Origin of the sequence: Clostridioides sp. ZZV14-6387, from assembly GCF_020657835.1 — a bacterium.
GTDB lineage: Bacteria > Bacillota > Clostridia > Peptostreptococcales > Peptostreptococcaceae > Clostridioides > Clostridioides difficile_A.
In genome coordinates this window covers 110753-122962 of the sequence record NZ_JAGWCW010000006.1, presented here as the reverse complement: position 1 = coordinate 122962, position 12210 = coordinate 110753, and the positions used below count along the sequence as shown (strand labels likewise).

Sequence of the window (12210 nt, the reverse complement as noted above, 5' to 3'; positions counted from 1 at the left end):
ATAATAAATTATTTTATATGCAATTTATAGTTATCATGATTGTCATTATATCTTTTTAATATAATGGATTTTAATAAATTTAATCCACCTTAAAGTTTACCAGTTTCTGTATGTAGGGGAAATTAATATTGCTAGTCTTTATTTTTCTATTTTAAGAATATTAACCCCTAACTCTAAATATAATTTAATAAGATTAGATGTATAGGAGGAATAATATGAATAATAACATATACGAAGATATATCCAAAAGGACTCAGGGGGATATATATATTGGAGTAGTGGGTCCTGTAAGAACAGGAAAATCAACTTTTATAAGAAAATTTATGGAAAAGTTGGTTATACCAAACATAGACAATGAGTTTAAGAAGGATAGAACAAGAGATGAGATACCTCAAAGTGGCTCAGGTAAAACTATAATGACAGTAGAACCAAAATTTGTACCAGCAGATGGCGTAGAAATTAAAATAAAAGACACAGTATCTCTGAAAGTAAGAATGGTAGATTGTGTTGGATACATAGTTGAAGGAGCTTTAGGGCATGAGGAAGGTGGAAAACAAAGATTGGTATCAACTCCTTGGTCACAAGAAGCTATGACATTTGAAAAGGCAGCAGAAATAGGAACTAAAAAAGTTATAAAAGACCATTCTACAATAGGAGTAGTTGTGTTGACAGATGGTTCAGTTACTGGTATTGACAGAAAAAGTTATGTAGAGCCAGAAGAAAGAGTTATACAAGAATTAAAAAGCCTTAAAAAACCATTTGCTGTTGTTTTAAATACACTAAGTCCAAAAAGTGAGGAAACAAGTATGCTTAGAAATGAATTGGAAGAAAAGTATGAAGTTCCAGTTCTTCCAATGAATGTAGTTGAAATGGAAGAAGATGATATAGAGGAAGTTATGGAAGCTGTATTGTATGATTTCCCACTTACAGAAATAAGAATTAATTTACCTAAATGGGTTGAAGGTCTAGAAAGAAATCACTGGATAAAAAGTAGCATAATAACAACATTAAAACAAAGTATCATAGATATAGGAAAAATAAGAGATATAGAAGGAATTATGCAAGGATTTTCTGAGTTAGAGTTTTTGGAGGATACAGGTGTTGATAATGTAGAGTTAGGAGAAGGCGTTATAAATATTGATTTACAGACAAAGCAAGATTTATTCTATAATGTCCTTGAAGAAAAGAGTGGATTTAAAATTGAGGGAGATTATCAATTGCTTAGTCTAATAACTAGATTATCTAAGGTTAAGAATGAGTATGATAAAATAGAAAGTGCTTTAGTAGATGCTAAGATAAAAGGATATGGAGTAGTAGCTCCTTCTCTAGAAGAACTTAGTTTAGAGGAACCAGAAATAATGAAACAAGGAAAACAATATGGTATCAAGCTAAGAGCTAATGCACCATCACTTCATATTATAAAGGCAGATATATCTACAGAAGTTTCTCCAATAGTTGGTAATCAGAATCAAGGTGAAGAGATGATAAAATATCTTATGGAGGTGTTTGAAGAGCAACCAGCAGATTTATGGGAATCAAATATGTTTGGTAAGTCACTTCATGATTTAGTGAAAGAACAATTACAGAGTAAATTGTATACTATGCCAGAAGAGATAAGAGTTAAGATGCAAAAGACTCTACAAAAAATTGTAAATGAAGGAAGCTCTAATATTATAACTATTTTATTATAAGAATATAAGCTACTTATTAAAGTTAAACGATTGTTTACTTTATTAAGTAGCTTTTTATTTATAAAAATTGACAACAAGTGCTAATTATGGAAAAATTATATATATAAGATACATTTTTCAACATTATTATATTAAAATATTAGGAGTAAAAGATGAAGAAGTCTGAAATATTTATTTTTGTAAGCATAATAATACTCTGTTTTGTAATTTCTCCAAACAAGGTGTCTGGACAAGAGGATAATTGTTTTGAAGATTTTGAAAGGTGGGTTCAAGAAAATAAAAATAACAAAGAAGAAATAGTTTATACTCTTCCTTGTGATATGGTAATAGACGAAGAGTTTAGATTTTATATTCCTCATGACAGTAATTTTACAATAGATACCAACAAATATAAAATACTGATAAAAAATCATGGAAGATTTATTATTGATGATAATGAACTAAATATAATAGGTGAAGGAGGAAAAGAAGGAGTAATACATATAGAAACTGGTGGAAGTATAAGTATCGGTATAAACAACATAATTGCTACTGATGGGACAGCCTTATACGTTGAAGAAGGAGGAGACTTATATATTAAATCATCCTATGAATCTGTTGAAAAAATAAAGGCAAATGGAAAAGATGCAATAGGAATTTATACTGAAAATGATATTAGAATATTAAATAAGGATATTGAAGTGAATGGAGAGAGTGCTATAGGTGTTTATTCTAAAGGTGATGTTGAGATAGAAGAATCTTCAATAAAAGCTTATAGTAGTAGCAAAGAAAATGGATTATTAAGAGCTAATAATAAGGCTGCACAATCAATTGTATCAGAAAGCAAGAAAGTTTATATAATTGATAACTCTAATGAGCTTATCCCAGCTATATCTGAAGATTCTGGCTATAATATTATAACATGTTGCCATAGGGGAATTGATGTATTTAGTGAAGAAATAAAAGTAAGTAAAGATGATAAAATAGAAGATATAAAATTTCCGAAAGATATGGTATTAGAAACATCTAGTGGTAATCAACTTGATATAGATGTAGAATGGGATTTTACTGGTTATTATGAAAAGTTAAAAAAAGAAGAAACTTTTAGTATAACAGGAAAGTTTAAAATAGAAACATTAAATAGAGAAAAAATTGTAATAAATGATGATGTTGTTCCTATTTTGGACATATCTGTTGCAGAGAAAAAAACAATAGATAATTTGGAATTAGATTATCAAAACACAAGAGATGGATATGTAGCTATTTTGTATTTTGATATGCCATACAATGCAAATAAAGTTTTTGTTGAATATTCAGCAGATGGAATCAATTGGACATCTGAGGAACAGGAAGATATTAGAGACCAAGCTATACTTTTTTTTGAAGATTTTAAGCTACGTTGTTTTAGAGTAAGAGTGGAAGGCGGATTAAAAGAAGGTTATTCAAATATGGTTTTTAAACCAGGATTTATAATGGGTGGTGGTGACAATCAAGAGACACCAGATGATGAAAAGGGAAATGATGATATTGATGGTGACCGTGGCGGTGGTGGTAGAGATGACCCAGATAGAGAAAATGATGAATTTGATTTAGATGATAATAAGAAAAATGATAATTCCACTGAAGAAATACCTGAAGATTCTAACAATATAACAAATTTCAATAATGAAGAAAAAGATAATATTCACCAAGAGGATGAAAAAAATGATAAGTCTAATGAAGATATTATAGAGAAAGATAAAGAAACTAATAAGACTAATATCAATAACAGAGATAATGATATTAAGAATGATGAATTAACTATTATAGATAAGTATGAGAATAGTTTAATTCAAATATTAAAAAGAGATTATGAAGAAAATCAGGAAGGTAAAAATACAACTGATAATAAAAAAATATCAAATGAAAAAGAGACTTTTAAATTAGATAAATTTAATAATAGCTCAAACTCTACTTCTAATTCACATAGTAAAACTCAGAAATTTCAAGGTAGGAGTGTTATTTGGGGTGGAATTATAGTATCAGTTATGTCATTTTCAATAGTAGTAGTAAATCCTGGTATCATAAAATATGTAGATAAATTTATAAAACATAAAAAATAGACAGAATCGTTTAAAGCATTTTAAGCTTATTAAAAAATTAATAGGAGAACAATATGAATAAAATAAATAAAATTTTTCTTCTTATAAATTTATTAACTATAATTTTTATAATTTTACCAAGTAAGAGTTTCTCACAAGAAAATGATTGTTTAGAAGATTTTAAAAATTGGGTTGTAAAAAATGAAGATAATAGGAAAGAAATAGTTTATACTCTTCCTTGCGATATGATAGTAGATAATTATTTTGAATTTAGTATTCCATATGGAACTAATATTACAATAGATACAAATAAATATAAGATACTTATAAAAGATAAAGGACATTTTAATATTAATGGAAACAAGCTAAATATAATTGGAGAGGGTGGAAGTGAAGGAGTAATACATGTAGAAAAGGGAGGCAAATTAAATATAGGAATAGATAATATAGTTGCATTAAATGGAACTGCGTTATATGTTGAAAAAGATGCAAATTTGAGTATAGATAAATATTATGAGGAGATTGGAAATATAAAAGCAAATGGAGAAAATGCAATAGGAATTTATTCGGAAAATGATATTAGAGTAGATTCTAAAACAATTGAAGCTGATGGAGAAAATGCAATAGGAATTTATTGTAAAGGAGAAGTCGAAATAGAAGATACCTCAATAATTATACATAGTGGTAATAAGAAGCAAAATGTATTATTGGAAAATAAAAAAGTTAAGTCGATTGTATCAGAAGCAAATAAGATTTATATTATTGGAGAACAGAATACAATTACTCCAGATATACCTCAGAATAAGAATTACGAGATAGTAAATTGTAACTATAGAGGGATTAGAGCTTTTGAAAAAGAAATGAACATATCAAAAGAGGATAAAGTAGAAGATATAATATTACCAGATAAAGTACGTTTAAGAACTTCTAGTATGAACTCTATAGATTTAGATGTTGAGTGGGATTTATCAAACTATTATAATGATTTAAATAATAATACAGAGTTTATTATAATAGGTAAATTTAAAGAAGAAGATTTAAATGAGAAGAACATAATTATAAACAATGATGTTATTCCTGTTTTACATGTCTATATTGTTAATAAAGAACCTATAGATGATTTAGAAGTATCTTTCTTAAATTCTAAAAATGGTTATCTAGCTATACTAGATTATAGTATGCCATATAGTGCTAAAAAAGTATTTGTGGAATATTCAGAGGATGGTGTAAATTGGGTAAGTGAAGAATTAGAGAATATTAGTAATCAGGTTATGCTTGATTTTGGAGATTTCAAGTTACGATGTTTTAGGATAAAGGTAGAAGGTGGATTGAAAGAAGGTTATTCAAATGTGTTTTTAAAGCCTGGATTTGTAATGGGAGGAGGAGGTAATCAAATTACACCAGATGATGAACAAGAAGTCGATGATGATAGTGGAGACCGTGGAGGGGGAGGTAGAGATGACCCAGATAGAGAAGACAATAAGGTTAATTCAGGTGTAAATAATAAAAATAACAATAATACTGATGAGCAAAGACCATTAGATTCAAGTAAGGTCACAGAAGATAATGGAGAAGAAAAAAATAACAATCGACAAGATGAAGAAAATGATAAGTCACATGAAAAACATACTGAAATAGATAAAGAAATACACAAAGAAAAGAGTGAAGAGAATATCAATAATAAAGTTAAAAATAATAATTTGATTGAAAAAAATAAAATTGAAAATAATTTAGAACAAGACCTAAAAGAAGGTTATAAGGAAAATAATGAACTTTCTAAAAATACATATAAAGATAAAGTAATTTTAAGTAAGACAGATGGTATTGAAGTAAATAATTCTAATGATAAACTAAAATCTATTTCAAAGCCATATGATAAGACTCAGAGTTCTAAAAGTGAGCTTATAATTGGAGTTGAAATCATAGTTTTAACCATGTTATTTTCAGTAGTAGTAATAAATAGGGATATTATAAAATATATAGATAAAATTATAAGATTAAGAATTAATAAATAAAATACATTAAAGAGACATAATTTTACTTGACAGAATAATCAAATAGGAGAAAAAAATGAATAAAAAAAATAAGATATTTCTTCTTATAACTTTATTAGTAAGTATTTTTATAATTTTACCAAAGAAGAGCTTTTCGCAAGAAAACAATTGTTTGGATGATTTTAAAAATTGGATTGTAAAAAATGAAGATAATAAGGGAGACATAGTTTATACTCTTACATGTGATATGGTAATAGATAATTATTTTGGATTTAGTGTTCCAAATGGAGCTAATGTCACAATAGATACAAACCAATATAAAATACTTATAAAAGATAAAGGTAATTTTAATATTAGTGGTAATAAGTTAAATATAATTGGAGAAGGAGGGAATGAAGGTGTAATACATGTAGAACGGGGAGGAAAATTAAATATAGGAATAGATAATATAGTTGCACTGAATGGAACTGCTTTATATATAGAGAAAGAAGCTGAACTAGTTCTAGCTACATATTATGGAAAAACTGGTAATATACGTGCAAGTGGAGATAATGCAATAGGAATTTATTCAGAAAATGATATTAAAGTAGAATCTAGAATAATTGAGGTTAATGGAAAAGATGCTGTAGGTATTTACTGTAATGGAGAGGTGGAAATAGAGGATACATCAGTAATTGTTAATAAGAATAACCAACAAAATACAATAGCAAATAATACAAAAGGCGAATCAATTGTATCAAAAACTAAGATTGTTTATATCATTGGTGATGGGAATGTAATAATGCCAGACATACCACAAGATGAAGATTATAATATTATAAGATGTAATCTTAGAGGCATTAGTGTATTTGAAGAGGAATTGATATTAACAAAAGATGATAAAATTGAGGATGTAGAACTCCCAAAAGAAGTAAGTCTAAAAACTTCAAGTGGAAAAATTCCAAATATAAATGTGGAGTGGGATTTATCAAATTACTATACTGATTTAAATAAAAATCTAGAGTTTATTATAAGAGGTAAATTTGATGAAAATATTCTAAATGAAAAAAATATAGTATTAAATCAAGATGTTTTTCCAGTTATAAATATCTCTATTAGAAATAAGGAGCCTATAAATAATTTAGTTGTGTATTTTAGAAACCGGGAATATGGTTATACAGCTGCTTTAGATTATGACATGCCATATAATGCAAAAAAGGTATTTGTGGAATATTCTGATGATGGTATAAATTGGATAAGCAGTGAACTAGAGTATATTACAAATCAAGCCACAATTGATTTTGAAGATTTTAAGTTGAGATGTTTTAGAGTAAAAGTGGAAGGTGGATTAAGAGATGGGTATTCAAATATATTTTTAAAACCTGGATTTGTATTAGGAGGGGGTAATAATCAGATTACACCAGATGATGAACAAGAAAATGAAAATGCTGGTGGTGACCGTGGAGGAGGAGGAAGAGATGACCCAGATAGAGAAGAAGATAATAATGGTAATCTAAATAATGACAATAAAGATAATAATAGTAGTAATGATGAAAAAACTCCTAATACTCCAAATGACAACAATATAGAATCTGATTCTAGCAGTACTACAAGTAAGAATCCTCCAAAAGATAACGATGATAATAATATAACTAATGATAAAGAAAAAGATGAGATTTTAAAAAATGAAGATGAGTTAAAAAATGAGGATAAATCTAACAAAAGTTTTATCTTAAAAAATGATAATAAAGGCTTAAAACAAAAAACTGTATTTAGCACTAATAATCAATCATATTTTTATAATGAAGATTTTTATAATGACAATTTAGATATGAATAATAATCAATCAAAAATAAATAATCAAGTAAATCACAATAATGAAAATAAAGATGAAATTAATACTAAATTATCACCTAAAAAATATAGCATTGGGAAAGAGAGTTTCATTTTAATTGGAGTGTTAAGTTTAACTATGTTTTGCTCTATATTGATTGTAAATCCTGGCACAAGAAAAAATATAATTAGATTCATAAAAATAAAAAAATAATTTTTAGAAAGGTATTGCTTATCAAATTATGAGTTTGTTAAGTGATACCTTTCATTATTATGAAAACTATATATTGTTATCAATAAAATGTACAATACATATAATTTGACTAAATAGTATAAAAATAATAGAATATTGAAAAAAAATTGACAAATGAAGGTATAGGTATTAAAATATATTAAATATATACATAAAAAGTGATTTACTAACAAATAAATGAAATATATGCTAATAAAAGGTTCAATTTGTAAAAATGTAAGATTTATAAAAAAATAAGGGAGGATATTATCATGAGAGCAATTTTAACAGTAATTGGGAAGGACAAACCAGGTATAGTAGCAGGAATCAGTGATGAGTTATTCAAGCAAAATATTAACATAGTAGATATTTCACAAAAGATATTACAAGAGTATTTTACAATGATTATGATAGTTGATTTAGAGAAAGCATTAAACTCTTTTGAGCAAACGGTTGAAGACTTAATAAAAAGAGGAAAAGAATTATCAGTAGATGTAAAAATTCAAAGAGAAGAAATATTTAACTCAATGCATAATCTGTAAAAAACAGTAATAGGGAGGTGATAATAGTGAATGTAGGAAATATACTTGAGACAATCAAAATGATAGATGAAGAACAATTAGATATAAGAACTATAACTATGGGGATTTCTTTATTAGATTGTATAGACCCTGATGGAGATAAGGCTAGAGAGAAAATATATAACAAGATTATGAATTCTGCTAAAGACTTAGTAAAAGTTGGAAAAGATATAGAGCGTGAATATGGTATTCCAATTGTAAATAAGAGAGTATCAGTAACTCCAATATCTATTATTGCAGGTGCAACAGATGAAAGTGACTATGTAAAGTTTGCACAGACATTAGATAAAGCTGCAGAGGATTTAGGTATAGATTTTATAGGTGGATTCTCAGCATTGGTTCAAAAAGGGTATACAAAGGGTGATAAGATATTAATTAAATCAATTCCAAAAGCCTTGGCAAGTACAAACAAGGTATGTGCTTCAGTAAATGTAGGTTCTACAAGATGTGGTATAAATATGGATGCAGTAAAAGAAATGGGAGAAATTATAAAAGAAACTGCAGAATTAACGAAAGATGCAAAGGGATTTGGTTGTGCAAAACTAGTAGTATTCTGTAACGCAGTTGAAGATAATCCATTTATGGCAGGAGCTTTCCATGGTGTTGGTGAAGCTGATAGGATAATAAATGTCGGTGTAAGTGGTCCTGGGGTTGTTAAAAGAGCCTTAGAAAAGGTAAAAGGAGAGCCATTTGATGTTGTAGCAGAGACAGTTAAGAAGACTGCCTTTAAAATTACAAGAGTTGGACAATTGGTAGCAAAAGAAGCTTCTAGTAGACTGGATGTACCATTTGGAATAATAGACCTATCATTAGCACCTACACCAGCTATTGGAGACTCAGTGGCAAATATATTAGAAGAAATGGGTCTTGAAGTTGTTGGTACTCATGGTACTACAGCAGCGTTGGCTCTTTTAAATGATGCTGTTAAAAAAGGTGGAGTCATGGCGTGCTCACATGTTGGAGGTCTAAGTGGTGCATTTATACCAGTATCAGAAGATGCGGGTATGATTGATGCTGTTATCAAAGGTGCTTTGAGTATAGATAAGCTTGAAGCAATGACTGCTATTTGTTCTGTAGGTCTTGATATGATAGCTGTTCCAGGAAGTACTACAGCAGGTACACTGGGAGCTATGATAGCTGATGAGGCAGCAATAGGTATGATTAATAATAAAACTACAGCAGTTAGAATTATACCAGCTCCAGGATGTGACGTAGGTGATATGGTGGAATTTGGAGGTCTTTTAGGGCGAGCACCAGTAATGCCTATAAATACAAATTCGTCTGAGTTATTTACTCAAAGAGGAGGAAGAATTCCAGCTCCTATACATTCATTTAAAAACTAAGTATGTTTACATATAGTAATATTTATAAAACTGATTAAAGATATTCATATATTAAAAAATTATAATTAAAACAATAATTCTAAAAATTATTTATTAAAATTATGATAATAATAAAGCGATATATAACCTAGTAAAATGGTCATATATCGCTTTATTTTAATACTATCTAATTAATATAAAATTTTTTATGTATTTTAAAAGTTATGTTATCTAATAGTAATTATACTAATTTTTGATGTTTGGTATATCAACTAAATAAAAAACTAAATTAAAAAATAAAAAAGTTAAAAAATAAAAATTTATCTAAATATTCAACACACATAATAATTATAAATATAAATAAAAAATAAAACGCTTGCAATAAATAAAATTGCTACAATATAAAACTCTACTATTTAAAATATTGACTTAAAATATAAATTTATAAGTCTTATAAATTTAAGCAATTTCTTCTTCTACATCAGTACCACGTATTTTGTCAGCAGTAAGAACTTTAAAGGTACTGAATATTTTTGAGCCTACAAATCCTGCAATTACATTAAATAAAGCACATAGCCCAGCTGTTATAAGAACCTGATTAACTGGATTATAGGCAAACATTATAGCAAATCCAGCCACAGGTGTAGCTGTACCTGGTGTCATGTTTACAAGACCCATCAAAGCTACAATGATACCAGAAAAAGCTCCTCCAAAGAAATTAGTAGAATATATTGGTATTGGATTAGCTGAAATTATGTCTGATTGAGTCAGGGGTTCAATAGCAACAGATATAATATCTTTTTTAGAACCTAACTTTAATCTTGCGAATAGTGTTGAGTTCATAAAAGCTGAACCAAAAGCTCCTAATGCTCCTATTGCCATAGGAAGACCAGTAAGACCGATTATAGATGTAAGAGCCATTGAACTAAGTGGGGATGTTCCAACCACTGTTATCAGACCTCCTAATATAATTCCCATTATTATAGGGCTAATATTAGTAGCCTCTATTAGAACTTGTCCAATTTGTAATAGTGTACTATTAACTAATGGGTCTACATTTGATGCTATAAAACGAGATAGTGGAGCACATAAAAGTATTACAACTACTAAATCTACTCCAGGTGGTACTTTTTTCTCTATAAACTTAATTAAGAAAGAAACAAAGTATCCAGCAACGAATCCAGATAATATAGAGAAATCTAAACATGATAATCCTATTAAAACTGCATAAACTGGGGATACTCCTAAAGCTAAAGGTACAAGTATAGCAGCAGCAACTCCACCAAGACTACCATTAGCAGCACCAACACTTCTAAAAAATTCCATACCTAGAACATCACCAAGTAAAGAAAGGTTGAATGCCTCTACTAAAAAAGTAGCACATGCAGCATTTGCTAAGGCTCCCATAGCTTTCATACCATATGGAGCTTTGTAACTAAAAATTGTGAAACAACATAGAACCAATAAAAGTAAACCTGTTCCTAATAAAATTTCTGACATAAGAAAATCCTCCTTGTATTTTTTTTAGGACATAAACCTTTGCTGTGATAACGTTATCCTAATGCATGAATGCCTAAATGAATTAATATCAACAAAACAAAAGTCATTTTAAATTTTAATTGGTTTTATATTGCATCTAAAAATAAAAATAACTATAAAAGAATATAAAGTAAGTTTGAGATGTAAAATGTAAATTAAACTTATACTTTATAATATAATTATATATAAATAATACAGTCTTGTATAGGAAGATTGATAAAAAATAAATTTAATATGAAAAAAACAATTATTAATACATAAAATATTAGTCTATAAAAAAGGAATAAACATTTTTTAGAAGAAGTACTTATAATGATAGAAATTTTATAGGGGGAGAGTTTTTGAAAAAGATTAAATATACCAGATTGATGATACTTGGTATTCTTATATATTTAGTATTTAATGTTTTAGTAATGATTATTAGCAAAAATGTAGATACATTGGTATTAAAAGTAGAAAAATTTGATGCAAAGATTCATGTAGAAGGAAATATAGAAAAAGATGCTAATGACCAAAGCAATTATCTATCAGCATACATAAGTAAAGAAGATTCTAAGAACTTTGAAAAAAATCAAAATGTAGCAATTGAATATCGTGAGCAAAAAATAGATGCAAAAGTTTACAAAATATATAAAAATAATAATAAAATAATGCTAAAATTAAAAATAAGTAACCAAATTGTTTCAAATCAGGATACAAGTGTCGAAGAATTTGATATAATATATAATCAGATGGAGTGTTTAAAAATACCTAAAACTTCTATAAAAACAAAAGACAATAAACGTGGTGTATATGTAATTGATGAACAATCACAAAGTGTAAAATTTGTCATATTAGAAGGAATAACTTATGAAAATGAATCTTCTGTATTTGTGGATTATTATAAAAATGACATAAATGGGGTGACAAGTGTTAATCTATATGACAAAATAATTTTAAGACCTAATTGTATAAACACAAATATAAGGATAAAGTAGGT

General features: G+C 27.8%; 8 protein-coding genes. 7 read left to right on the top strand and 1 reads right to left on the bottom strand.

Going from position 1 to position 12210, the window contains the following annotated elements; translation table 11 throughout:
• Positions 1 to 215: 215 nt before the first annotated feature.
• The 6 genes from spoIVA (at position 216) to KGF38_RS05650 (ending at position 9713) form a co-directional block, all read left to right on the top strand.
• Entirely contained in the window at positions 216 to 1691 is a 1476-nt protein-coding gene (gene spoIVA, locus KGF38_RS05675) for a stage IV sporulation protein A (RefSeq protein WP_054271204.1), read from the top strand.
• Between the two features lie 152 nt (positions 1692 to 1843).
• Positions 1844 to 3772, top strand: coding sequence for a hypothetical protein (locus tag KGF38_RS05670; protein ID WP_074178498.1), 1929 nt, complete (start codon positions 1844 to 1846; stop codon positions 3770 to 3772).
• Positions 3773 to 3825: 53 nt separating this feature from the next.
• The gene (locus tag KGF38_RS05665) at positions 3826 to 5766 is read left to right on the top strand and encodes a hypothetical protein (RefSeq protein WP_074178497.1); all 1941 of its coding nucleotides are present in this window, start codon (positions 3826 to 3828) and stop codon (positions 5764 to 5766) included.
• 55 nt (positions 5767 to 5821) lie between these two features.
• Complete coding sequence (locus tag KGF38_RS05660) at positions 5822 to 7771, top strand: hypothetical protein (protein ID WP_074178496.1); 1950 nt, start codon at positions 5822 to 5824, stop codon at positions 7769 to 7771.
• Between the two features lie 290 nt (positions 7772 to 8061).
• Positions 8062 to 8331 (top strand): ACT domain-containing protein, encoded by a 270-nt coding sequence (locus tag KGF38_RS05655; protein WP_054271200.1) that lies wholly within the window; start codon positions 8062 to 8064, stop codon positions 8329 to 8331.
• Positions 8332 to 8357: 26 nt separating this feature from the next.
• Positions 8358 to 9713: a PFL family protein gene (locus KGF38_RS05650; RefSeq protein WP_054271199.1), complete on the top strand. Its 1356-nt coding sequence runs from the start codon at positions 8358 to 8360 to the stop codon at positions 9711 to 9713.
• A 438-nt stretch (positions 9714 to 10151) separates the two neighbouring features.
• Here the strand turns inward: KGF38_RS05650 and KGF38_RS05645 are convergent, their stop codons facing one another.
• Complete coding sequence (locus tag KGF38_RS05645) at positions 10152 to 11192, bottom strand: PTS sugar transporter subunit IIC (protein WP_054271198.1); 1041 nt, start codon at positions 11190 to 11192, stop codon at positions 10152 to 10154.
• Between the two features lie 380 nt (positions 11193 to 11572).
• Between KGF38_RS05645 and KGF38_RS05640 the strand changes: the two genes are divergently transcribed.
• Complete coding sequence (locus KGF38_RS05640) at positions 11573 to 12208, top strand: HlyD family efflux transporter periplasmic adaptor subunit (protein ID WP_054271197.1); 636 nt, start codon at positions 11573 to 11575, stop codon at positions 12206 to 12208.
• The last annotated feature ends 2 nt before the right edge of the window (positions 12209 to 12210 follow it).

Coding starts and splice junctions, on each gene's coding strand:
- spoIVA (WP_054271204.1), top strand. CDS start 216: ATGAATAATAACATATACGAAGATATATCCAAAAGGACTCAGGGGGAT.
- KGF38_RS05670 (WP_074178498.1), top strand. CDS start 1,844: ATGAAGAAGTCTGAAATATTTATTTTTGTAAGCATAATAATACTCTGT.
- KGF38_RS05665 (WP_074178497.1), top strand. CDS start 3,826: ATGAATAAAATAAATAAAATTTTTCTTCTTATAAATTTATTAACTATA.
- KGF38_RS05660 (WP_074178496.1), top strand. CDS start 5,822: ATGAATAAAAAAAATAAGATATTTCTTCTTATAACTTTATTAGTAAGT.
- KGF38_RS05655 (WP_054271200.1), top strand. CDS start 8,062: ATGAGAGCAATTTTAACAGTAATTGGGAAGGACAAACCAGGTATAGTA.
- KGF38_RS05645 (WP_054271198.1), bottom strand. CDS start 11,192: ATGTCAGAAATTTTATTAGGAACAGGTTTACTTTTATTGGTTCTATGT.